The organism is Kibdelosporangium phytohabitans, from assembly GCF_001302585.1.
In the GTDB taxonomy this organism is placed as follows: Bacteria; Actinomycetota; Actinomycetes; order Mycobacteriales; family Pseudonocardiaceae; genus Kibdelosporangium; species Kibdelosporangium phytohabitans.
This window is the reverse complement of the sequence record NZ_CP012752.1, coordinates 5191857-5215717: the sequence shown is the minus strand read 5'-3', so window position 1 is coordinate 5215717 and position 23861 is coordinate 5191857. Positions and strand designations below refer to the sequence as shown.

At 68.6% G+C, this 23861-nt stretch carries 18 protein-coding genes and 1 tRNA gene; 5 read left to right on the top strand and 14 right to left on the bottom strand.

The genetic code is table 11. The features are described 5' to 3' along the window. Window positions 1–68 precede the first annotated feature (68 nt). Window positions 69–965 (top strand): NmrA/HSCARG family protein, encoded by an 897-nt coding sequence (locus tag AOZ06_RS23710; protein WP_083471879.1) that lies wholly within the window; start codon window positions 69–71, stop codon window positions 963–965. Here the strand turns inward: AOZ06_RS23710 and AOZ06_RS23705 are convergent. The 5 genes from AOZ06_RS23705 to AOZ06_RS23685 form a co-directional block, all read right to left on the bottom strand. Further along, complete coding sequence (locus AOZ06_RS23705; RefSeq protein WP_054291414.1) at window positions 938–3682, bottom strand: hypothetical protein; 2745 nt, start codon at window positions 3680–3682, stop codon at window positions 938–940. The genes AOZ06_RS23710 and AOZ06_RS23705 overlap by 28 nt on opposite strands. A 50-nt stretch (window positions 3683–3732) precedes the next feature. Continuing rightward, complete coding sequence (locus tag AOZ06_RS23700; protein WP_157233194.1) at window positions 3733–4188, bottom strand: amidohydrolase family protein; 456 nt, start codon at window positions 4186–4188, stop codon at window positions 3733–3735. Further along, window positions 4152–4379 (bottom strand): hypothetical protein, encoded by a 228-nt coding sequence (locus AOZ06_RS23695; RefSeq protein WP_054291412.1) that lies wholly within the window; start codon window positions 4377–4379, stop codon window positions 4152–4154. The genes AOZ06_RS23700 and AOZ06_RS23695 overlap by 37 nt, the downstream gene beginning before the upstream one ends. Before the next feature lie 19 nt (window positions 4380–4398). Continuing rightward, window positions 4399–5361 carry a class I SAM-dependent methyltransferase gene (locus AOZ06_RS23690; protein WP_083471878.1) on the bottom strand — a complete coding sequence of 321 codons (963 nt, stop codon included), beginning with the start codon at window positions 5359–5361 and terminating at the stop codon, window positions 4399–4401. Between the two features lie 92 nt (window positions 5362–5453). After that, window positions 5454–6032, bottom strand: a complete 579-nt coding sequence (locus AOZ06_RS23685; RefSeq protein ID WP_054291411.1) for a helix-turn-helix domain-containing protein — start codon at window positions 6030–6032, stop codon at window positions 5454–5456. Window positions 6033–6171: 139 nt separating this feature from the next. Between AOZ06_RS23685 and AOZ06_RS23680 the strand changes: the two genes are divergently transcribed. Then, window positions 6172–6690 (top strand): putative immunity protein, encoded by a 519-nt coding sequence (locus tag AOZ06_RS23680; protein ID WP_054296861.1) that lies wholly within the window; start codon window positions 6172–6174, stop codon window positions 6688–6690. Here the strand turns inward: AOZ06_RS23680 and AOZ06_RS23675 are convergent. The 4 genes from AOZ06_RS23675 to AOZ06_RS23660 form a co-directional block, all read right to left on the bottom strand. Further along, complete coding sequence (locus AOZ06_RS23675; RefSeq protein ID WP_157233192.1) at window positions 6687–7436, bottom strand: endonuclease/exonuclease/phosphatase family protein; 750 nt, start codon at window positions 7434–7436, stop codon at window positions 6687–6689. The genes AOZ06_RS23680 and AOZ06_RS23675 overlap by 4 nt on opposite strands. Window positions 7437–7983: 547 nt before the next feature. Next, window positions 7984–13998 carry an RHS repeat domain-containing protein gene (locus tag AOZ06_RS23670; protein ID WP_157233191.1) on the bottom strand — a complete coding sequence of 2005 codons (6015 nt, stop codon included), beginning with the start codon at window positions 13996–13998 and terminating at the stop codon, window positions 7984–7986. 141 nt (window positions 13999–14139) lie between these two features. Then, window positions 14140–14820: a DNRLRE domain-containing protein gene (locus AOZ06_RS23665; protein ID WP_054291408.1), complete on the bottom strand. Its 681-nt coding sequence runs from the start codon at window positions 14818–14820 to the stop codon at window positions 14140–14142. 14 nt (window positions 14821–14834) lie between these two features. Then, window positions 14835–18833, bottom strand: a complete 3999-nt coding sequence (locus AOZ06_RS23660; protein WP_169798970.1) for a LamG-like jellyroll fold domain-containing protein — start codon at window positions 18831–18833, stop codon at window positions 14835–14837. Window positions 18834–19469: 636 nt separating this feature from the next. On the opposite strand from AOZ06_RS23660, the gene AOZ06_RS23655 reads away from it, so the two are divergent. Together AOZ06_RS23655 and AOZ06_RS23650 are read left to right on the top strand one after the other, a co-directional pair. Next, window positions 19470–19997: a hypothetical protein gene (locus AOZ06_RS23655; protein WP_054291406.1), complete on the top strand. Its 528-nt coding sequence runs from the start codon at window positions 19470–19472 to the stop codon at window positions 19995–19997. Beyond that, entirely contained in the window at window positions 19994–20308 is a 315-nt protein-coding gene (locus AOZ06_RS23650) for a hypothetical protein (RefSeq protein ID WP_054291405.1), read from the top strand. The genes AOZ06_RS23655 and AOZ06_RS23650 overlap by 4 nt, the downstream gene beginning before the upstream one ends. 523 nt (window positions 20309–20831) lie before the next feature. On the opposite strand, the gene AOZ06_RS23645 is transcribed toward AOZ06_RS23650, so the two are convergent. The 5 genes from AOZ06_RS23645 to AOZ06_RS23625 all read right to left on the bottom strand — a co-directional run bounded on the left by AOZ06_RS23645 (window position 20832) and on the right by AOZ06_RS23625 (window position 23372). Beyond that, window positions 20832–20904, bottom strand: a tRNA-Arg gene (locus AOZ06_RS23645). 37 nt (window positions 20905–20941) lie between these two features. Beyond that, on the bottom strand, window positions 20942–21529 hold the full coding sequence (locus AOZ06_RS23640) for a DUF4291 domain-containing protein (protein WP_054291404.1): 588 nt from the start codon (window positions 21527–21529) through the stop codon (window positions 20942–20944). Then, the gene (locus tag AOZ06_RS23635; RefSeq protein WP_083471875.1) at window positions 21526–21891 is read right to left on the bottom strand and encodes an RNA-binding S4 domain-containing protein; all 366 of its coding nucleotides are present in this window, start codon (window positions 21889–21891) and stop codon (window positions 21526–21528) included. The genes AOZ06_RS23640 and AOZ06_RS23635 overlap by 4 nt, the downstream gene beginning before the upstream one ends. A 33-nt stretch (window positions 21892–21924) precedes the next feature. Next, entirely contained in the window at window positions 21925–22158 is a 234-nt protein-coding gene (locus AOZ06_RS23630) for an SCO4848 family membrane protein (protein ID WP_218922042.1), read from the bottom strand. Window positions 22159–22178: 20 nt separating this feature from the next. Further along, complete coding sequence (locus AOZ06_RS23625; RefSeq protein ID WP_054291402.1) at window positions 22179–23372, bottom strand: hypothetical protein; 1194 nt, start codon at window positions 23370–23372, stop codon at window positions 22179–22181. Window positions 23373–23476: 104 nt separating this feature from the next. Between AOZ06_RS23625 and AOZ06_RS23620 the strand changes: the two genes are divergently transcribed. Beyond that, window positions 23477–23857 carry an MmcQ/YjbR family DNA-binding protein gene (locus tag AOZ06_RS23620; RefSeq protein ID WP_236952356.1) on the top strand — a complete coding sequence of 127 codons (381 nt, stop codon included), beginning with the start codon at window positions 23477–23479 and terminating at the stop codon, window positions 23855–23857. Window positions 23858–23861 lie beyond the last annotated feature (4 nt).

Sequence of the window (23861 nt, the reverse complement as noted above, 5' to 3'; positions counted from 1 at the left end):
GTCCGTCCGGGCAAACGGGTTGATCATTCCGTTTCGTGCCAGTATCCACCATCACAGGAACGGACACCATGACTTCGAGACCGATCCTCGTCACGGGCGCGACCGGCAAACAGGGCGGCGCCACCGCGCGACGCCTCCTGGCCGACGGCAAACCGGTGCGCGCCCTGGTCCGTGACACGGCCACGCCCGCGGCGACAGCGCTGGCCGCCGCCGGTGCCCAGCTCGTCGTCGGTGACTTCGACGACCCGGCGACCCTGCCGCCGGCGTTCGACGGAGCCGAGGCTGTGTTCGCGATACCGCCCGGCGCCCACACCAACCCGCAGCTCGAAGCGGCTCGCGGCATCGCACTGGTCGACACTGCCGCCCGCGCGGGCATCGACCAGGTCGTGTTCAGCACCGTCGCGTCGATGTCGGCCACATCGCAGTCCGCGACGGCGAAAGCCCAGATCGAGCAGTACCTGCACGACCACATCGCGCGACCGACCGTGCTGCGTCCTGTCCGGTTCATGACCAACTACCTCGGCGTGGGCTCGATCGGCATCGACGGCATCACCGACGGCGTGAACCGGCACCTGTTCCCACCGCACGAACCCATGCAGGTCATCGCGCTGGAGGACATCGCCGAATTCGCCGCCCTCGCCTTCGCCCAACCAGCCCGGTTCGCCGGGCGGACGCTGGAGCTGGCCGGCGACCAGCCGACACCCGTCGAAGCCGCCGCGGCGATCAGCGAAGCCACCGGCATCCCTGTCCGGTACGAACAGCTCACCGACGCCGAAGCGGCCGTCCTCGGCCCCGAGGTCGCCAGGACCAAGGCCAGTTGGGCGGCGGGTGCCCGCTGGCACGCGGACATCGAGACGCTGCGGGTGATCCACCCCGGGCTGCGAACGTTCGCTTCGTGGCTCGCCGAATCCGGCGCTGCCGTCATCCGCTCGGCGCTTCAGGACGGGAAAAGCCGTTCCACGTAGGCAGCGGCGGCGTTCATGTTGACCGTGGGGTGCTGGCGGCGGATGGCGCCGAGCAGGCGGTTCCGGGCTTTGCGACGGTCTTTGGCGTTCATGCGGCGCAGTTCGTCGACGGTGTGCCCGGAGCCGGCCAGCACACGGTCGAGCAGCGAGGTGCTGTGCTCGGTGAGCAGACCGCCTTCACCGGCGAGCGTTTCCACTGACACTGCCGGGTTTCCGACGCTGAGACGGATCAAGGTGACCGCGTCCTCGGGCCGGATTGCACCGGATGCGAGCAGCCGCAGCACGTCCCGTGCGGCGCCGGTGGAGAACGCGAGGTCGGTGGCGTCCACGCCGAGGGCGTCAGCGGCCTGGTGGACGTGGGTGAGGTACAGGTCCGCGGCCTGGTTCAGGCTGATGCCGGCGTCGCTGCCCGCCAAGTCCAGCACCTGGCTGGTCAGTCCCTGCCGGGTGACGCCGCGTGCGGTCGTGTCGGGCAGACCTGCCTCGACCAGGCGGCTGACGTTCTCCTGGTCGGCCGGGGTGATGTCGCGGTGCGCGCCGTGGCGCCTGCGGGCGTGGTCGTCGAACCACGGGTCGAGCTTCCCGAGCCGGGAGCGCTCCACCAGTCCCCCGGTCCGCTCGGCGAGGACGTGCGCGCGGCCCAGCTCGGCATGCCGGAGCACCGCGCCATCGTGAGCGGGGGACAGGTAGACGAGCATCCTGGTCCGGGCACGGACTTCCCGGACTCTCGGCAGCCGCCGCACCGCCCGGACTGGCTCGCCTGGGTTGACCACCACGACTCCGAAGTCGCCGATGACATACGGAATGGGGGCACCCCGTCGCGGCCGTGTGGCTTCGTCGGTGAGCCGGATGGCCACGCCGAGGTGCGCACCGTCGAACTGGTGCAGCAGCGTGGCCGAGGCGGTGTCGCCTGTGTCCGCGTGGAACCGCTCGATCAGCGCGCGGTCAGCCTCGGTGTGCCTGCGTGGCGGAGGTGGTACGGGGATGTGGTTCACCCTGGCGTGGTTGACCTGGTGGATCCACGGGTCGAGGAACCGTTCCTGCTGGTTGGTGCTGAGCAGGGCCGACCCCGGCTCGGTCCGGACCTTCCTGAGGTCGCCGATGACGTCGGTGTTGCCCACGTAGCAGCCGAGGACCTCGAGTTCGTCGCCGACCCGGAATCCGGGTTCGGCCAGCACTTCCTCGCGGTAGTCCAGGTAGCCGAGCAGTTCCAGCGGTGTCCGGAGCAGGTCGGTGAGCAGGTGCAGGTCCTGGACGGCCATGATCAGCGGGATGGCACCGTCCGGCAGGATCTGCCGCGTCCACAGCAGGTCAAGGGTGGTCGACAGGGATTCGAACTTGTCCGCGGTCGGCACGACGGCGTAGATCCGGCGGATCGCGTTGGCAGCCAGCGTCAACGACTGTCCCCGGTCGCCGGTCAGGGTGACCTCGCGGTCCCGTTCCAGTGCCCGGACCAGCCTGGCGGCCTGGAAGAAGCCGTCGCCGACGGTCCTGCGCAGCTCGCTCGTGACCGACGCGGGGTCACCGGTGCGCGCCCGCTCGCTGAGGTAGCCGCCCTTGCTTTCCAGCACCAGTACCACGTCCCGCCACACCAGGACACCGTCGACCTCGATGAGCTCACCGGGCCGCGGACCGGGATACGTCCCGCCGCGCATCGTTCGCGCGCCGGGACACACGCCACTCAGATGACGCATCGCCTCGTCCTCGACGGCCGCACCACGGGCGCGGTAGTACGGCAGGCTCGGCCGGCCGGCGAACACCCGCTCCACCAGGCGGGAAAGGTTGGTGCTGATGACGTGTGGCAGCGCGAGCAGGACGAAATCGCCGTCCTGCACCAAAGGTGCGAAGGTCAGGGCCCGGTCTGGCGCGACGAGCAACTCCCGCCACCGCTCAGCCTCGGCCCGCAGCTGCTCAGGCAACGCCTGGACAAGCAACGGCCAAGGCACGCACAGATCGAGCGCGCACTCGGTCAGAACCTCGGCAGCGCGCTCGGACAGAACGAGATCGCGCGGCAGGTGCAACAGGGTGCCGTCCCGCAGCACGGTGTCGAACGCGGCGTCGCCCGTGTCCTGGCGAAACCGCTGAAGAACGTCGTACCGATGCCGCATGACGGTGATGTACAACGTGATCAGCACGGTGAGATCGGGATGGACACCGCCGCGGCGGCGCATCTGCTCAGCCAGCCGCAGCGAGTATTCCCAGTCGTAGCAGGTGATGAACGCACCGTGCAGCGCTGTCCGGTCCTCAGCCACCTTGGCCGGTTCCTGCTCGAACGCAGCGAGGTAGCGGCGCAGGATGTCGCGCCGACGCGCCAGACACAGCGCCCGCAGCGCCGCTTGCAGACTGTCGCGGGTGAAGGACTCGGGCGCGCTGATGCGTTCCTGCGCGGAGGCGAGCATCTCCATCTCGGACGTGAACGCGTTGACCGGTCCGTTCCACTGCCCCAGCAGCACCGCGACACAGAGGCAGTCCAGGAGCGCTGTGCGGTCGAGTTCGGCTTCGAGCGCGTGGGCCGTCGCGTCCAGCTCGCGGTGGCAGGCGGAAACGAACTCGCTGATGTGGTGCGGGACGATGTCGTGGGCCGGGAGCACGCCGTTGAGGCTGTGTTCGACGTCGGTGAGGGTGTCCGCGATGCCGTCAGCCAGCCGCGTACCGAGCTCGGTGAGCGCGATGATCGAGTCGCGGTTGTCCCCAAGATCACGGGATTGGATGGCCATCTCGCCCGCCAGCCTAGCCGAGACCCGGCGCCTCGCCCGGTGTCGTTTGGCTATGCGGCCCCGGAGGATGATCCGCCTCGGCCGGGTGAGCACAGCCGGGTCGACGGTGGATCCCCGTCGAAGACCACCAGGTCGGCCGGTGCACCGTCGACCAGGCCGGGCAGACCGGGCCACGACCGCGCGGTCCACGACGCGGCCGCGACCGCTGCCCCAGCGGACAAGCCCGCCTTGACCAGCCACCCTACTTCCGTGCTGACCTGGCCGAAGACCTCACTGTCGGTTCCCGCCAGCACTGTCACGCCTGCTCCGTGCGCGGCGCGGATGGTCGGCATGAGGTGGTCCCAGCCGTGGCGGATCGCTCCGCGCCTCGGGCCTGGGGGCTTGGTGCGGACGTCCGCCAGGATCCCGCTGAACGCGGTGAGTGTCGGGACCAGCGCTGTGCCCTGTCCGGCCATGCGGTCGATCAGGTTCAGGTCGAGGTGCATCCCCTGTTCGAGGCTGTCCACGCCGGCGAGGACCGCGTTGCGGCTGCCTCCGCCGTCTGGCAGTGCACCGCCACCTGCCCGCCCGCCGCGTGCACGGCCGTCACCACTTTCCGCAGCAGGTCCAGCGGGACAGGCGGGTCGTCGGGTTCCCAGTCGCCGATGACCTTGCACCACGCGGAGGACGCCATGGCTTCCTCGACCGCGGCTGTCACGAGCTCGTCCTCGGTGATCTCACGGGCCGTGGCCCTCGAAGAACCGGCCAGGGGTGGCCAGCCGGCGAGCGGCCGACCGGATCCGGGGCAGATCGGGACCCTCACCACCCATTTCATCCTTTGTGGACACTTGACCGACGGGCACGCGGCGATGCGGTCGGTTCCCGCACAATGTTGTCCTCCATGTGCGGCGCGCGGCCCAGACTGTGCGTTCGGTGCGTACTGCGAGGTCGTCGCGACGCAAGATGCTGTGCGGGCTGCCGGTGTCGAGTAGCCGGTCCAGCGCGGCGAGGTCGTCGGCCGGGAGCGTTTCGGCGACGGCCCCGCGTATGCGCCGCAGGCTGCTGAGCGCGTAACGGCTGACTGCCGCGTTGCCGGATTGTTCGATGTGGACGGTGACGGTCCGTTCGCCTTCGACGGTGAATCCGGCGGCGGCCAGTTTGCGTCCCCAATCGGCACCACGGTGGGGTACGTGCGTGGCGTGCAACTGCTCGGTCGCGGCGTGGCAGCGTTCTTCCAGACCCGGCCGTTCCTCCGGGGCACTGCTTGGCAGGAAACGGGGGAAGCCGCTGAGTTCCACGACGGCGAACAGCCCACCGGGCGCGAGCGTGTCGTGGACCTGGCGCAGTGTGCGGTCGGGGTCGGCCATGTGGTGCATGGACGCCGACGCCCACACCAGGTCGGGCGTGCCGAGGTCCGGCCACTGCGAGTCGAGGTCGGCCTGGATCGCGCGCACGTGGCCGGTGGCCTTCTCCCGCAGGCGGCGCAAGTGGTCGGCCGACGTGTCGACCGCGATCACGTCCGCGCCGGCGAACCTGTCGAGCAGGGCGAAGGTGCCCGTCCCGGTCCCGCAGCCCAGATCCACGATCTGCCGGGGAGCCTGGACGGGCAGCCACGCGACGATGGCCGCGATGTGCTCGCGGAGGACTTCCGCGTCGAGATCGAGGATCTCGGCCTGACTGTCGTGGTCGGTGTGCGTCATGCTGCCACGGTAGGAAGCCCGTGCGCGAGATGCACAGCGTTTTGCGCATGACGCAAGGCGACGGTCGCGTGGCTGCCGGACGCGCAAGGGCGCTACTTGACAGCGATTCCCTTGTCCGCCGGGTGTCCCCGGCGGGCATCGCGGTCGAAGATGCCCAGGACCTCGCACGGGCCGCCCTCGGCGCCGATCGCGTGCGGGAGCATGGTGGGGAACTCCGCGGCCTGGTTGGTCTCCACGCGAAGGCGGCGATTGCCCAGCAGCAGGATGGCCGTACCGGAGAGCACGACGAGCCACTCGCGGCCAGGGTGGGCGCGCATGCGGGCGGGGTTGTCCGGCGGCGGGTTCGTCATCCGCTGGCGCATCACGGTCACGCCTGGATCCGCCTTGATCGGCCACCGCATCAGGCCGTGGGCGCCGTCGATCATCGGGTTGGCAATGACGTCGTCGGTGTCCGTCTCCACCAGTTGGTCGAGTGACGTGTCCAGCGCGCGGGCGAGGGTGACGAGCTGATCGAGGGCCAGGCGGCGCCGGCCGTTCTCGATCCGGCTGAGCGATGACGGGCTGAGCCGCGCGCGAGTGGCCAGTTCCTCCAGCGACCACCCCTGCGCCACCCGCAGGGCGCGGATCCTCCTGCGCACGAGACTGTCCAGCTCACCGTCCTGTTGCGTCATGAGCAAAAGTGTATGCCTCATCCGCAAACCACGTCTCTTTGAAGCTTTCATCGCTGCGAACAGGTGATTCCGCCGTGAAAGTCTCAACTGATGGTTCAACGATACGGTGTACCTGGTGAACTCGGTCATCGATCTCGGCATGGCGGAACTGCGAGACGTAGCGGGCTTTGCCGCGGCCTGCGCGGAACCCGCCCTGGTGATCTTCGAACGCGACTGCCCCGGCGACGAGCGTCCACGAGCCGCGATCGACGCGGCACGCACGTTCGCGGAGGGAGCGAATCGAACCAAAGGGATTCGTGACAGCGCGTGGGCGGCCCAGCGCGCGTACCAGGAGGCACGCGACGCGGGGCTGGAAGCAGCCAGCGACGTTGCCCGCGCTGCTGTCGCGGCGGCCAGTGCGGCGTACCTGCACCCGTTGGCGAAAGCGACTCAGGTCATCCACATTCTCGGCGCGGCGGCTCACGCGGCCCGGGCGTTCGAACTGGACGCCGGGGACGACCGCCAGATCGGCGACGAGTTCATCAGGAAGGCACACGAGCTGGCCGGTCCTGTGGTGGTCAGCGTCCTGACGCGCTATCCCGACGCTCCGGGCGGCCGTGGCCGGGTCGGTGAACTGCTGCGAAACCTGGACGCCTCGTTGCGCCGATCGGCTGGTTAGCGGCTGCCGGTGATCAGCAAACCGGGGTGGTCGGTCGTGCCCGCCATGTCGATGTCGTCCGTTCTGACGAACGACACGTCGTCGCTGGCGAACACGTACTGGACGTTGCCGTCACCCCGGCGGGAGAACCCGCCGCGGTCACAGTCCCGCACGCCTTGCCCCCGCAGGTTGAGGTCACCGGCGACGAAGACGGGCCGTGGATGACGCGCCGCACGACTGATCAACTCCCGGCACTGCGCGAGCGCGGTCGGCGCGTTGTCCGAGGACAGGTGCGTCGTACAGGCACTGAGCCGCGCCGCGGGCAGGCACGCCCACGAGCGCAGCTCACCGATACCGTCCGCCGCCGTGTACTGGGCAGCGTGGATACCGGATTCCTCGGTCGTGCCCGCGAACCCGGCCGAGACCATGATGATGTTGCCGTACCGCCCATCGCCGCCACGGCACAGCACTGGTGTGCCGTCGAGATTGCGGGCCTCGGCGAACAACGCCCGCGCCGGCCCCATGGCCGGGCGCAGCCGGTCGATGTCACCGGAACACGCCTCGTTCACCGACAGCACCTGCGGCTTGCTCAGCCTGATCACCTCGGCGGCCTTGTGCATGACCGCGTCACCCCGGTAGCAACCGGCCATGCCGCCGTGGCAGATGTTGAGCTGCAGCACGGTGAACGTCGTCCCCGTGCCCGTAGCCGCCGCCGACGGCGCGACGAGGATCGCGACCGCCGACAGGGCGAGGATCACGCGATTCACGGCCATCACCCCTTTCCGGCACGAGGCAGCGCGGGAAGCACGCCGCCAGGTTAAGGGACCAATCCCAGCTGCGTCGGCCGGAACCAGCCGAGGGAAACACCGCACCACGTTGACCGATGTCGAATGAAGCGGCTCGCACCTCGGCGGCGTGCACGTCGAGTGCTCGGGCGTGCGCGGCGAGCTCCTGGGACCGCGTCAGCGCGGTCGGCAAGGTCCCTGTCCTTGGCGGAAACCTCATCGTGGACCAAGACGAGCTGGCATGGCTGCGTGCCTGCGTCAGCGCGAGTAGTTGGTGGCGATCAGCCCCGGCCTGACAAGCATGGGCCGCCGCCTCATCAAGGCTCGGCGGCGAACTCGCTGTACAAGGAGCGGGAAGCGGGCGTCTCGCCAACGATCACGGCCACGGCGGCGAGCAGGAGCGAGCACCGTGGCCAACGATCTGGCCGGTGGGCGCGGCGCTCGCGGCCAGGGGCGTCGCTGATTGCCGGCAAAGCCGATCAGCACACCGGCCGGTTGGCCGGTGTGCTGATCGGTGCGGACTATCGGGTCAGCACTTGGGCTTCACCCCCGTGGTGCAGTGGTGCTCGATGATGTTCATGCCGAGCTGGTGGGCGAACTTGCTCCACTGGTAGCCCGCCTCGGCCTTGTTGGCCGCGTCGGGCACCGGTGAGGACGCCCACGCACGGACCCGCAGGTTGAGGTCTCCCTTGTTGTCCTGTTCGAAGTTGAACGCGATGACCGACCCCGCGTCGTCGAAGTGGCGTTTCTGTGCGACGAAGTAGAAGCCGTTGCCGTCCGGGTGGTAGTCGTAGGACTTCACGTCGGCGTGGATCTGGACCAGGCTGGGCCACAGCGGCGAGGCGTCCAGCGGGATGAACTCGCCGTCCGCCGGGAAGTCCGCCGGCCCGTTCTTGATCGGGAAGCTGCAGTTGAAGCACCTGCGCAGCTCGTTGATCGCCACCTCGGGGCTGACCTTCAGCCCGTACGGCTCACCGTCCAGGGTGGCCTGTGCCCGCTTGTTGGCGAAGTCCACCTTCGGGTTGTAGCCGACCTTGAACTTGAAGTCGTACAGGAACGGGTGCTTGGCCACCCAGTAGTCGAACCATTCCCGCTTGCGCGCGGTCGCGTTGACCGGCGGGTCGTGGTACTTGTTCGTGCCGCCCTTCGGCTGCTGGTTCGGCGGGTTGCCCGGTTTGTTGTTGGGCGGCAACTGGTCGAAGGGTTTTCCGCAGCCCAGGCAGTGCATCGGGGCCAGGCCGGTCGGGTCGGACTTGGTGACCGGCGTGTTGTCGGCGTACGAGTACGCGTTGAGGTGTTCCGGGCTGTCCGGGTCCATCAACGGGTCCACCGACAGGAACTTGCCGCCGGTGATGTCGTACTCGCGCTCGCCCAGCTTGATCAGGCCGGTCGCGGCCTCCGTCGTGCCGCCGATGAACCCGCGTGTCGTCGGCCAGTTCTGCGGTGCCTGACCGCGTACCTTGCCGAACGGGTCGAGCCTGCGGTGGCTGACGATCTTCGGGTCGGCCGCGCTGACCGCGACGACGTCGCTGCCGTTGTGGTCCTGCGACAGCCAGTTGAGCGCGCCCGCGGTGCGCACGCCGACGATCTCGCCGTTGTGCTTGTAGAAGCGGGTGCCGGTCAGCTTGCCCGTTGCCTTGGTCCACCGGATCTCACCGCTGGCCAGGTACAGCGTGGCGCCGTCGTTGTCCCGGCTGATCAGCCGGTCACCGTCGGCCTCGTCGACGTAGCTCGTACCGGCCGAGGTGGACGCCAGCTTGTCCTCCTCGTTCCAGGTGAGCGTCTGTCCCACGCCTGTCGGCCCCGGGCGGCTCTTGGTCGTCCCGGTCGCGTTGTAGCCGAACGTGTCGGTCTTGGTCCCGTTCGGGCCTTCCGTGAGCACCGACAGCGGCGCGTGCGGCCGGGGCTCGCCCGTCAGCGGGTACTTCGACGTGCGGACCGTGTCCCGCACGCCGTTGAGGCCGTGCTCGGTCTCGGTCTTGCGGTTGCCGATCGCGTCGTACTTGTAGGTCGTCCAGTACGGCGCCGGGCCGTCGACGGTCTTGCCCGCACCCAGCGCGCAGTCGTTGGCTGTCGTGCTGCCCGCCGTCCACACCTCGGTGAGACGCTTCAGGCCGTCGTAGCCGAAGCACTGGCGGTCGATCTTCTCCTTCGGCACCGCCATGGACAAGGACGTGACGTTGCCTTCCTCGTCGTAGCCGTACCGCAGGTCGGCCTGGGAACCGACCGTCGGCCTCGTCTCCACGGAGATCTGCGACAGCCGCCGGGTGGCCGGTGCGTAGTCCTTGAGCGTCCAGGCCTCGTTGTTGACCTTGCCGCGCCGGATCATCTCCAGCTCGCCGAACTCGGTGTAGCGGGCGTAGCCCACGTAGCTGTTGTTGTCGTTGCCGACGAAGCTCAGCTTGCCGAAGTCGTCGTAGCGGTAGTTGATCTCCTCACCGCCGAGGTCGTTGCCGAGCTTCGGCACGTTCTCCCAGATCAGCGCCCCTTCCGTGCTGTAGGCGGCCTTGGCGCGGTACGTCCCGGCCAGCCCGGGTTCGGTGTCCGGGATCTTGACCGTCTTCTCGGTGACGTTGTAGGCGTCGTCGTAGCTGACGATCTCGGTCTTGTACTCACGTCCGCCCGCGTACCTCGTGCTCGTCGCGAGCTGGCCGACCGCGCCGGGGACCGTGTCGTAGGTCTTGACGGTCAGCGGGTCGCCGGTCGCGGAGTCCTTGCGGGTCTCCGTCGGCCTGCCGAGCTTGTCGTACTTGGTCACGATCACCTGGCCGCGTGCGTCCTTGCGCTCGATCAGCTGGTCGGCGTCGTCGTACGTCATCTCCGACAGTCCCTTGTCCGGATCACGGACTTCGGTCTGCCTGCCGCGCACGTCGTAGGCGTAACTCCACACGTTGCCCGCCGGGTCCGTCACGGTGGCGAGCCTGCCTGCCTTGTCGTAGCCGTACTTCGTGGTCGGGGGCTGCTCCCCCACCACGCCGTGGAGCTGACGCAGCTCGGTGGTCTGGTCCCGCACGTCCTTGTAGGTCACGGTCGGCGTGCCGCCCTTGGGCGGTGTGACAACGGTGTGGTCACCGCCGTGCTCGGTCTTGGTCGACCAGGTCGACGACAGCGCGCGTCCCTGGCTGAACAGTTCCGACTTGATCTCCCTCGCCGCGCCGTCGTAGGTCAGCACGGTCTGCGACGGGATCTGCGCGTCGCCGGAGGTGGGCAGGAACAACTTGGGCCCGGCCGCCGCCGCGTCGTCGAAGTACTCGCCGTTGCGTTTGACCTCGAGGCCGCGGGAGTCGTAGATCGTGTCGGTGACGACACGACCGGTCCGGCCGCCCTCCAGCCACGCCGGTTTCTGCGTCTGCCGCTGGCGCAGGAAACCGTCGTAGAGCGTGTACGAGGTCAGGGTGTTCAGCTTGGCCTTCAACGCCTCGGTCGCCACGGTGCTGGTGCCGTCGTTGCGGATCGTGTACGTGAACCGCAGGTTCGGCGCTTCCCCGCGTGGCCTTCCCGGCATCCACACCGCGGTGAGCCTGCCGAACCCGTCGTAGGACAGGTCGGTGCGCCGGTTGTTGACGTCCGTTGTGGACACCGGGTCGGTGAACCACGGCTTCAGCTCCGTGACGGTCTCGTTGCCCGCCGGGTCCTTGGCGACGACCTTCGCCGGCGGTCCGACAGGCGGGTCGTACGTCGTCCTGTTGGTCCTTTCCAGTACGTCCGACACCGTCAGCGGACGGCCGTACGCGTCGAAAGTGGACACCGAGTCGACGATGAACTTCGGCACGCCGCCGACGTACTCCTTGACCTTCTCCTTCCTGGTCACGAACCCCGAAGTGGGCGCGGCCCCGAGCTCGGTGCTCCCGTCGTAGTACGTGCGCTCGTCGGAGATGGCGTCACGCGGGAACACCGCAGCGGCGCCGCACTCCACGCCGACCCTGGTGACCTGGCTGGGCAGGTCGAGGATCCAGGACCCGCGGTTCTTGGCGTACGTCGTGGTGGTGCACTGCTCGTCATCCCGCTTGGCGACGTCACCGAGATCGCTGACCTTCTTGACGTTGTAGTCCTCGTCGAACTCGTTGACCGTCTCCGACTGCCGCACACCACCGGCGGCGAGCTTCGTACGACCGAACGTCTTCAGCGTCCTGACCAGGTACGCCTTCGCGGTGCCCTTCGTGGCGGTGTGCACCAGGTGTGGCTGGTTCCGCGTGCCGGAGACCTCCGGGCCGTCCTTGCCGTCGAGAGTCCGTTCCTCCAGCAGGAAGCCCTGCAGGCCGTCGAGGTCGTCGTGCTTGGCGTTGGCGGAGTCCTCGACCTGGGCGGGCTTGCCGTCGGGGTTGCCGTCCAGCTTGTCGCCCTTCATGCCGCGGAAGTAGCGGAACTCCTTCTCGGTCTGCTTGACGCCGGGCTCGGAGTCGACGTTGCCGGTGCGGACCTTGACCCGGTCGTACCCGCGCCACTGCGACCACGACTTGAACTCCGCCTTGAGCAGCGGGTCGTCGTTGTAGTGCCACGCGCCGCCGCCCGAGTACTCGTAGCTCGTCCGCTCGATCTTGCCGCCGCCGACGCGTTCGTCCGCGTTGACCTCCTTGACGACGTACTTGCGGAACCAGTCGTCCTTGTCCACCGCGCCTTTCTGTGCCCAGCGCACGGGGAAGCACCGCTGCTGGTTGGTGTCCTTCTTGGGCCACTGGCCCGGTACGCAGTCGTCGGCGGCCCAGTTGACCTCCGTCCGGCCACCGGATTCGTTGTGCACGGTGTGGATCCGGTACTTCTGCATCGGCAGCAGGCCGTCCTCCGGCGTGTTCATCCGGTTGGGCTCCGGCGTGCCGCGGAACTCCATCGGCGGTATGGGGGTCTGCTGCCCGCCAGCCGAGCCGACCCTGGTCACCTTCTGCAGCCACAGCGCGGGATCGGAGGTGTCGCCGGTGGCCGGGAAGCTCTGCTCCATGGTCCACGTGTCGGACACGGCACCGCTGACCGACGTGGTCACCTTGGCCAGCCGCTTGGTGCTCCAGAACGTCGGCGTGACCTTGCCCGCGCACTTGTCGTCGGTGCATTCCTGGTCGTACGGGACGTCCGGGTAGCTTTCCTTGACGTGCTTGGAACAGTCCGAGTCGGCCTGGCAGCGGTCCGCGGTCTCGAACTTCACCTGCGCGGTCGCCGGCGCGGTCAGCCGCGAGCCGTACTCGGCGCGGTCGAGCGTGCCGCCACGGGTGTAGTCGATCTTGGACTTGGCCATGTTCAGGCCGTAGCTGTTGGTCTCCTTGTTGTAGAAGTACGTGATCGTGTTGCCCGCGCGGTCGACCACGTAGTCCAGCTGCCAGCGCCAGGCCTGGTGGCACCACGACTGGGCGAAACCGGCTGTGGAGTAGCAGGGTTCGCCGGAGTTGTTGCCGAACACCGGGACGGTCCACGTCGACTGCGTCTCCGGCTTGAAGCCGAAGTGGTACTGCTTGCCGTCGCTGGTGGTCACCCGCCAGTACTGGTTGCCGTTGTCGCCGTTGGCCGCGCCCGACAGCAACTCCACCCGGGAGTTGTCGTCCTCGCGCAGCCGCCAGAGCTTCTTGTCGGGGTCGTAGAGCAGTTCGGACGACCGGCCGCCGAAGGAGATCGAGGCGTGGTCACCCGCCCAGCACATGTCGCCGGTCTCCTGGCTGGTCACGCCGTCGTCGGAGCAGCCCTTGAACCGCCATTCCACGTAGCCCGACCACATGTCCCAGCCTTCGCCGAGCCACGAGACCTGGTTGTTGGTGGACGCGGTCCGGCCGTCCACGCTGCCGGAGTTGTACGCCATCGTGAACTCCGGCACGAGACCACCGGGGACCTGCGGCACGGGCAACGGGTGCGACAGGGAGAAGCTGCCGCTGTTGTTGCCGACCGTCCACGTCGTCGACGGCGCCAGTGACGTCGCCTTGTAGTCGCCGGTCTGCCCGGACGGTGCCGAGTCCAACGCGAACAACGAGCCCTCGGGGGTCACCGAGGTACGCGCGACCGCTTTGCCCGCCTTCACGTCGTTGCGTGAGGGGATGGTGATCTGCTGGCGGCACGCGGGTTTTGCCGGATCGGTGAGGGCGCAAGCCGGCAGGGCCACGATTCGCAGCCGGGCGGCGAAGTCACCGCCGTACGCGCGGCGGAACCCGGAGTAGTCCACTTCGAGGTCGACCGGGCCCTGCCCGGCCTTCCCGTCGGCGCGCTTGAGCTCCACCAGGACACCCTTGGCACCGAGCGTCTCGGCTTTGGCCCGGTCCATCAGGTTCACGCGGACCTTGGCCGGTGACGGTGTCCCGTCCTGGTCCGGAGTGGACGTCCGCAGCGTCACCGGGGACTCACCCGCCCTGGCGGCGCTGGCGACGGCCGGTGCCAGGTTCACCTCGCCGGTGGCCGCGGCGGGCCACGTCACCACCGGTTTGCCGCGGACCTGCTGCTCCCACGCGGGATCCGGCGGGATGGGCGCGACCACCATGTCCTTGCCGTCGACGTCCTTGGCACGGCTGAGCGCGGCGGGGTCGCCGGGTGGGCGTTCCTGCGCGACCGCGGTGACCGGTAAGGTCACCACCAGAGACAGTCCGAGCGCAGCGGCCATGCCGCACGCCCGTCTGACCGGTTTATGTCTCATTTCTCCCTTTCGTTGTGCGAAAACGGCATGCCAAGGCAGGGGATGACCGCTGTCCTGCCGTCATCCCCCGCCTCGACGGGATCAGCTCTGTGGGAGCCGCTCGAAAGTCACGGTCAGCACCGGCGCCTGGCCGGTGTTGGCGGTGCCGTACTTGCGCCAGCCGTGCCTGCTGGACTCGTCCGTCGCGGACAGTCCGAACGTCGCGAAGTCCCACCCGTTCTGGGCGGACTGGGAGATCTCGGCTGCCACGGGGAAGCGGACCCAGCGGGCACCGCCGCAGAACCCGTCCTCGACCCGCTGCTGACGGGAGTACACCGGAGGCTGCGAGAGCCAGTTGGTCTGCGGCGAGACCTGAGCGGTCGCGCTCAGGGTGATGCCGGTCGGGCCACAGCTGTAGCTGTGCACGCCGAGCACCGACAGCTCAGCGCCCAGGACCCGCGCACCACGCAACTGCGCCACGTCGAACTGGAAGTACGACCGCAGCACCGTGCGGGGGCCTTCGAAGTCGTAGTGGCCGGCGGGTGCGCGGCCGTCGCTGGTGCCGTTACCGTTCCAGCCGGTGTTCGTCGGGGCCCCGCTGGACACCGCCGTCCAGCCCGCGGGCGTCCGGGTGAGGTGCTCCGGCGTCAGTTCCTGCCGCAGGGTGTAGGTGCCGTCCGGGTTGGCGGTGATCGTCGCCCCCGGCGCCGCCGTCGCCACCTGAGCCGGCAGCACCACCCCCGCCGCCACGACCAGCGCGAGCAGCAAACGTCTGGCTCCCATGTGGTTCTCTCCTGTCATCTGGTCACACGCGCCGGGTCGATGCCGAAGCCGAGCGAGCCGAGCACGTCCTGTCCTTCACATCCGGAATCGGTCGATTCGAACCGTTCCCTGGTCTCGCTGACCTCCGCGCAGGCGAAGAGTTCCTTCGCGGCGGGGTCCGACGGCCGTTGCGGCCAGGCCCAGCCCAGCCGTTCGACCAGCTGCTGGTCCTTGCCGGTGCAGTCCCACCCGGTCTGGACGTAGGTGTCCGCGCCGGTCCGGCACAGCGCGAGCGGCACGCGTCCGTCACCGTCGAGGTAGTGCAACGCCACGAGATCCCGTTGTGCGCGGTAACCCACCGGCACGTTCCCGGTGTCGCTTCGGCGATCGGGGTCGCCGTCGGTTTGCTGGTAGCGCGTCAGCGTCGTGTACGGCAGCAGGTAGCCGAGCTCCTCCTCGACGGTGTGGCCCTCGCAGTCGGACGTGAGCGAGTCGAAGTTCTCCTGCGAGCCCTGCTTGACCCTGCACCGGTTCAGCCGGTTGGCACGGACCCCCGCGGGTGGGTTGTCGTAGGCCAGCCCGAGCGGGCCGATCATCCTCGAGCCCCAGCAGTCCGCCTTCGCCGTGGTGAACGCGTCGTGGTCACCCGTGATACAGCTGTAGAGCATGTGCGTGCCCGGGGTTCCCGGCGGCAGGTAGTAACCGACCGTGCCTTCCAGGCGGTACTCGCTCGGGATCGGGCCGTTGCCGCCGCGGTGGTCACCGCGATGGGCGATGTACCGGCCGTGAGCGGGCAGACGTTTGCGGTCCGGGAGCGGGGCGGCCACCTCGGCGGAGATGTCCGCGGCACTGCGCACTCCACTGTGGACGCGTACCTCGTCGATCGTGCCGACCCACGGGTCGATCGTCCTGCCCATGTACTTGCCGCGGCCGATCTGCAACGGTCCAGCCGCGGTCCAGTTGCGCGGTTTCAGCTTCGCGGGCGGGCCGCTCTGCACGCCGTTGACGTAGAGCCGCAGCTCCGGCACGGACTCGTCGTACACGGCGGCGAGGTGCGTCCACTGGCCTTCGACGATCTTCGCCGGTGACCGCACCCACGCCCACACGTGCGCGGCGGAGTCGACATCCGGGGTGAAGAAGTTCCACGACGGCTCCGCGTCCTCCGGGCCGAAGCGGTAGTGCAGGTAGAAGCCGCTCATCGTGGTGCCGGACTGGGCGAGCACCGTTCTCGCGCCGTGACCGAAGCGCTCGGGCTTCACCCAGGCGGACACGGTGAAGCTGTCGTCGGTGCGGATCACCGGCCCTTCGGTCGCCGCGTGGTTCGTGCCCTCGAAGGGGTGGCCGTCGAACTTGAACCCGGAGGTGCCGTCCTTGCCCGGCGCCCACGAAGTGGCGTCGAGTGTCGCGGTGCGCGCGGCACCGGTCGCGTCGCTGGTCTTGGTCCCGGTGTTCTCGTCGAAGGCGAAGACCGCCTCGAGCGAGGACGTCTGCGCCAGTTCGTCCAGTTCGGACGGCCCGTTGTCGATCCGGATGTCGCTCAGCGCGCGGTCGTAGACCTTGACGTCGTCGATCGCGCCGGGGAAGTAGTCGCCGATGTTGTCGGCCCACTTGCCGCGTGCGATCTGCAGCGCGTTCGGCGCTTCGCTCCACCAGAACCCGTCGTGCGCCTGTTCACCGGCCAGCACACCGTTGACGTACAACCGGATCTTCTTGTCGGTGATGTCGTAGACGCCGGCGAGGTGGGTCCACTGGCCGACCTGCGGGACGAACCTGTCGTCGGTGGCGATCGCCGAGTCGATCCGCGGTGCCGTCGAGTCGTTCGACATCATCGAGAAGGCCCACCGCTGCGTGGACTCTCCCTTGAACTGCAGGGCGAACCGGCTGACGTGCGCGCCGTCCTGGCTGACCGCCGTGCGCCAGGTGGTGCCGGGGTGTGCGTCCAGCCTGACCCAGGCGGCGACGGTGAAGCTGGCGGTCGAGTCGACCGCCGGGCCGCCGGTGGTGGTGACGAAGGAGTTCTCGACGCCCCGGAAAGCGAGCGCGTCACCGGCCTTGCCCTTGGTCCAGGACACCTTGCCCAGCGGGAACGTCCCGGGGTGCTTGCCGTTGGAGTCACGGGCGTCGATGGCGGTGTGGTGGCCATCGAGTTTCCAGTGGCTGGTCGGTGGAGTCGGGCCGTTCACCCGGATCTCGTACTTGCGGACGTTGCTCAGCTCGGGTCTGAGCTCGTTGTCCTGGCCGATGTTGCCCGCCTTGTCCTCGATGGTGACGTCCAGCCTGACCGGGTCGGCCGTCATCGGCGCTATGTCCACTGTGGCCGAACCGTTCACCGCGGGCGCGAACTTCCAGCCCTGGCCGCCGACCCGGTAGCGGAACCCGGCGGCGTCCGCGAGGTTGGCCGCGCTGAAGTGGAACCGGCCGGACCTGCCCGGCGACCCGCTGGACACCCCCTCCGGGTAGTCGGTGGACGAGACCTCGGGCTTGCGGTCGGGCGCGGTCTTGTCGACGGTGATGTCACACCACTGCGACCACCCGGATTCCGCGCCGTACGGGTCTCTCGCCTTGACCCGCCACGCGATCCTCGACCCGTCCCTGTAGAGGTCACCGGGCGTGGTGACCTGGAACTCGCTGCCCGATTCGTGTTCGCCGACGACAAGTTCGCGGCGCAACGCGCCGAACCGGTCCCACAGCTCGAACACCGCGGACACCCGGCCACCGTCCGGGTCGTTCACAGTTGCCTTGAGCACAGGCTGGTGCGTGCTCACGTACGGTTCGTTGGGGTCTTGGGTGCAGCCTGGTTTGGGCGCGGCCGTGAGGTTGCCCGGCGTGTGCGGGTACTGGTTGAACTTGACGATGAGCTTCGGGTGCTGGCCGTAGGACGTCGTGTCCCACTTGCGCCACGCGTACTTGTCGCCCTCAGGACCGCTGATCCGGAACGTCACGTGGTCGGCGGGCTGCACGTGGTTGGACCAGTGCACGTCCGAGCCGACGTCCCAGCCGACCCAGCGCGGCCCGCACCCCACCCGGCCGAACCCGGATTCCCTGCGCTCCTGGGTGCGTCCGGTGCCGGGCTGGTTGTTCCAGTTCGTCTGCGGCGAGACGCCGCCGGAGTGCGCGAGCCAGAACGTGCTGTCGGAGCACGTGGACGAGTAGCCGCCCAGCAGGTTCAGCTCGGCGCCCAGCACGTGCTTGCCGTGCATGGAACGCAGGTCGAAGTGGTAGAACGACCGGACGGTCACGGTCGGGTATTCCCAGTCGCCGGAGTAGCCGGAGCGGGCGCGCGTGTCGTTGCCCATGTTCGCGCCGTTCCAGTAGGTCTGCGTCGGGTACTGGGCGTACACCGAGGTCCAGCCGAACTGGCCCAGCGGCCACCACTGCTCGGCGATGCGGATCGGGAACCCGGCGCCGGGATCGTCGAGGATCCCGGCGTCCGGCGTGATCACGATCCGCCCGTCCGCCGACGACACGGCCGAGAGTCCCCTGCGGGAGCCGGGCTCTCCGTCCTTTGTGGAGTCCTGCACGACCGAGGACGGTGACTGGTAGACGGCTTTGCCGTCCGCGCCGTACGCGGTCCGCACCCCGTTCCCGGTCTTCACGGTGAGGCCGTCGACCGGAAGGCTGAGCTGTCGCACGGCGGGATTCCGTGCGGCTTCCGGGTTCTTGACGATCACGGTGTAGCCGAAGCCCTGGCGGAACGTCTTCATCTCCAGGTCGACGCCGGGCATGACCTCGGGATACACGACCTTGTCCCCGTCGAGCCGCGGCGTCGGCAACGCCGACGGCCAGTGCACCGCCAGCCGTTCGGCGGCCGTGCCGAACTCCGCCATCGCAGACGTGCCACCGCCCGAGTACACCGTCGGCGTCACAGTCGCGGCCGGCTCGACACGACCGTCGGGGCGGGTTCGCACGGCGGTGTCGATGTCCGCCCACCCGTCGCCACGGCGTACCCGAACCGGTTCGACGGCTTGTTCCATCGTGAAAGAACCGTCAGGTTGCGCGAAAACCTGGTTCTTCTCGGTGCGGTCGGCCGTCACCTCCACAGGCCGGCCGGTAGCCCTCGCCTGTTGCGCCGGTGTCAGTGCCGCCGCTGCCGAAGCAGCGGTCGACGCGGCGGCAACCGCGGCCGAGAAAGGATGAGGAACTACGGAACCCGATGAAACCAGCAGTGTGGCCATTCCGGCCAGCACGAATCTTCGCACCTCTGCCCCCAGTCGCAGACAGGCGAGCGGTCCAGGTTGCTCGCCGGAGGCACAGCGTCCGCCCGGCCCGGCACCCCTGCAATGACGTTCAACGTGGAATGAAACGGTTGACCGGACCGGCGCTTGACCACACCCGCACATGGCACGTGACCGGCGCGTCAGAGGTGGGAACGAAGGTGAACGGCGCCGATCCTCGTGAAGGTCGGCGCTTGTCGGGTTGTTCATGGAGGGGTAACTCGATGCGCAGGATCGTCAAATCACTGGCCGTGGCGGGCGCTGGTGCCGCCGCAGCACTGGCTTTGGGGGCAGGCACCGCGGCGGCGGCAGGCCCCGTGTTCGGTCAGAGTGGCGCAGGGCCTGACGGCTGGCACAACTGCACGACGTCGGCTGTGGACAACGCGCGGGTGAAGATCAGCTGTCCGAAGGCTGCCCGTGCCCTGCTGGGTTCGACCGGGGCGTCTGACCGCCGGGATGACGGCCGTCGCCTTCCTGGCCATGGTCGCCACCGCACTGGTCACGGTCATGGACAGCACGGCCGCGCGTGACCGTGACCAGCCCGCGGGGCTGCCAGCCGGTGCGGCACTCGTGTCGTTGCCCCGAGCACTGCACAGCGGCGAACGCGCAGAACCCGAAAAGGCCACCCAAGCATCCACCGCCTCCCCCGCCCCTGCTGTCACACCAGAAGGTTTGGCCGCAACACCGTACTTCCACTGCACGACCGGCGGCGAATCCCGTACCTGCGGGGAACGGACCCGCACGCACGGGAATCCCTTCCCAGTAGCCATCGCGCAACCGGAAGACGCCGGAGCTCTCACCGGCGTCAAGTTCAGCGCGGCCGAGAAATCCGCATACAGCAACGGATCACCGGCCATCGCGGCAATGACGAGCCCCGGCGAGGTCGAACTCGTCGCCGAGTCCCGCACCACCGAACCGGCCAGTTTCGGCGTACCGAGGCCAATCCAGTCCCCTGTGGACAATAGGTCGAAACTCCCCCGATGACGATCGGCCCGGCTGCCGCGTCAGCCATGGGTCTGCGCGAAAGCCCGGACACAACCCACGTCCTGCTGACGCCCGGCAATCCCCAGGCAACCACCAACGAAGCCACCATCGTCGGCGCACTGCCCATCGAGTTGCGTTTGGACACCACAACCACCACCAACAGCATCGACCCGCGAATCGAGCAGGACCAGCGCAACACCCGAGCGATCGGCCTCATCACGGCAACGGTCGCCGTCCTGATCACCGCGGTGCTGGCAGCGATCGGAGCCACCCTCACCTGGTCCGGCATCTGGCCCCAACCACCCCACTGACCTGCCTCTGGACAGGAGCAAGCATCACAACACTCGTCACCACAACAACAATCGGCGCCCTGACAATCCCCCGCACCCCCAACCGACACGAACAAGCGCAGTGACCACTCTGCCCATCGATCCGATCCTGTGGCGCCAGCCGAGGGCACAGACGAACTTTCTCGATCGGAACCGCGATCCGCGTCGGTGCGGACCGCAAGGCGGGACTTCATCCGTCACGCCCGGCTCACGATCACGGACCACCCGCACAACCTCGTCGCGGACGTACGAGGGCAGGGCTTGGACACAGCAACATCCCAGCTCACCATCACGGCAAGCCAACTCAGATGTCACCAAAGGCGCACCAGCGCCAAGCGGGCACGGCGGCGGCGCAGCAGCGCCGGAGCTGGTCAAACCAAAAAGCACCCAGCGCTGAAAAGGCGAGAAGCCCGCACCGTGGGGGGCTTGGGGGTTCGGCCCCCCAAAATGGAAAGGACGACCCGGCGAGCTTGCGAAGCAAGCGAGCAGGGTCGCCGTGAGGACGTGCACCCGAAGGGATTCGAACCCCTAACCTTCTGATCCGTAGTCAGATGCTCTATCCGTTGAGCTACGGGTGCTTACCTGGTCAGTTTAGACGATGGTCGGCGGTGGGGCTCAGCGGAGGTGGCTGAGCTGGTTGCCGTCGACGTGGTAAGGCTGCTCGGGCGGCAGGTGGGCGGCTGCTTCGTCCAGGTTCCCGGCGGTCACGAGGGCGTGGATTTCGCGGGCGAGCGGGGTCACGTCTGTGATCGAGACTGTCCAGTCGTCGGCGTAGCGGCGGGTTGCCTCGTGTGCCAGGCCCAGTTGCAGGCTGCGGTGTTTCAGCGGGTTGAGGCGGAGGTCGCGTTCGGGGTCCCACTGGACGCGGGCGGGCGCTGTCCTGAGTGCCCGTTTCCAGGCCGCTTCGTCCTGGTGCAGGCCGGGCCGGTAGTGGGACAGGCAGGCGTTGGCCAGCGCCCATTCGAAGCCTTCCCTGGTGATCTCGATCGCCAGCACCGTCTCCTGGTCGGGTTTCCTCGCCCAGCCGCAGCGGTACATCATCCACAGGAAACTCGGCTTTATCCAGGTCATCCGGTCGCGTTTCCAGGTCTGCGGGAATCTTGCGTCCCTGGCCGCCTGGTCGCCTATCGCCGGGTTGTAGGCCTGGTAGACCGTGATCGTCTTCTCCGTGTACACCGCGCGGATCTCGTAGTCGGCGGTCACCGGTTGCCGCCGCGGAACTTGTCGAGCACGCGGCGGTCGCGCTTGGTCGGCCTGCCTGTGCCCCGGTCGCGGGTGGCCACTGGGATGAGCGCCTCTGGTGGCGGCTTCGGTGTGCGGTCGATGTAGCAGGTCACGGCGTCCGGTGCGCCGACGCGCTTCTGGATCACCCTGACCACCTCGACCACGCGGGTGGTGGTGCCGACGCGGGCCTTGACCTCGTCACCTGGGGTGACGGTGGTGGCTGGTTTGGCCGGCTTGCCGTTGACGCGCACGTGTCCGCCTCGGCACGCCGCCGCCGCGTCCGTTCGGGTTTTGGTCAGCCGGACCGCCCACAACCAGCGGTCCACTCGGGTGGACTCCACAGCGCTACATCATGGCCGACGACCGCGTCACCGTCACGCGGATTGCGGACGACGCGCTCGCAGGGCCCGCCAGCCGATGACGCCGATGACCGTGCCGAGCACGAACGACACGACTGTCAGGACCGCGTGCACGATGAAGTACGCGGTCGGTGATCCGTCCGCGGCCCACGCCCGGTCGGAGTCCCACAGGTTCTTGGCGAAGGTGATCCAGATGATCCACGACCACACACCGAAGGCCGTCAGGAACATCGCGGTACGACGAGACATGACCGCATTCTGCATCAGCGTCACGTGGCGGTGATGTCCAAGACCGCCGTGTTCCCCTTCGCGCCGCGCAGCTGGATGGTGACGGTCTTCTGTCCGTTGCCGAACGAGGCCACGCCGCCACCGCCCAGGCTCACCACGCCGGTGGCGTCGGTCACGGTCACCTTCGCGTCGCGCACCACGACCCGGAAGTTCGATCCGGCTGCCGTGACGTCCGCCGACCCGGTGATCTGCACCTGGCATTTGCCGCTGGCGCACGCCGCGACGTCCGTCCCGTTCGCCGCGGCGGGCAGCGGGTCGCCGGGGGCGTCACATGCCGGCGCCACGCTGTGCGCCGCTGTCAAGGGCGGGTTCTTGGCCACGATCGCCCGCAGGTCCGCGTCCTTGGGCTTGGCCGGCGTGAGAGCCGTGGCGATCTCGGTCGCTTTCGCCTTCAGCTGGTCGGCCGGCATGTCCATCAGGTCGGTCATGCCGGTGCCGCTCTCCGGCATCTTCTCCTTCGCCGCCCGCACGGCCGCGAGCAGCGTGGTCCGGTAGCTGTCGGCGTCCGCGATCCCGATCGGCTGCGCGGTTGCCAGCAGTTCGATGGCGTCGTCCAGCGGGTCGCCCGCGCCTCGGATGTACAACGACAGGGACGCCGCCGCGGCTTGCGCGAAACGCGGGTCGGACAGCGCGGGCTCGTTGAGCGGGTCCGTGCGCAATGTGGACAGATGATAGTGGCTCAGGCACATCACGTTGGCCCACAGCACCATGTCCCGGCTGGGCACCGACTGCTCGGGCTTGCCAACCGGCGTACACGCGGGCGCCGCGTTGTACGACGCTGTCAGCTCACCGAACTTCTCCGCCGCGATGGTGAGTTTGAGCTGCTGCGGCTCCATCTGCGCGAGCGCGGCCTGCGGGTCGGAGCTCGCCGACTCCAGCGACTTGCCCAGTTCGGCGGCGTAGCCGTCTGCCGCGGCCACGCCGGTGGGTTTGACGGCCCGCAGTTCCTTGATCCATGCGGCGAGATACCGGGGAGTGGCTTGGGACGCGGGTTTCGACAGCGTCGCGTCGAGTTCCTTCACGGTGGTGCACACGCGTTGGGCCCAGGCCACGCCTTCCTTGGTCGGCGCGGGCGGTGGCGGAGGCGGGGGCGCCGCCGGTGGCTGACCGGGCGCCGAGCACCCGGCACCGAGCACTCCGAGTCCGGCCGCCGCGACCGCCAGCCACCGCTTCATCGTCACCCTCTCCCCTGTCGGTGCCGGTGACCGTACCGGCGCTCACCGGGAGGGCTCCCCGGCACTAAACTGCCCGTGCGGACTTTTCGTGGGGGTTGATGGGCGTGGCTGTGCACAGTGACGAGTTCCACCGGGTCGTCGACCGGCTCACCGGCGTCGGCCGGTCCGAGGCCAGCCAGTGGACGTCGTTCACCGTCCAGGGCAAGAAGTTCGCCTACTACTGGCCGCGCACCAACACCGTCGGGCTCAAGCAGACGATCTCCGAGCAGCTCGCCCTCGTCGCCGAGCGCCCGGACGTGTTCGAGGAGCAGTTCACGTCCGGTGGCTTCGGCTGGGTCGTGGTGTACCTCGACCACATCGAGGTGGACGAGCTGTCCGAGCTGGTCTACGAGGCGTGGCGGCTGACCGCGCCGGAGGAACTCGTCGACGCGTTGCCGTTCACGGCCGTCGCCGCGAAGGCTCGCCGCAAGCGCGCGTCGCGCTGACGCG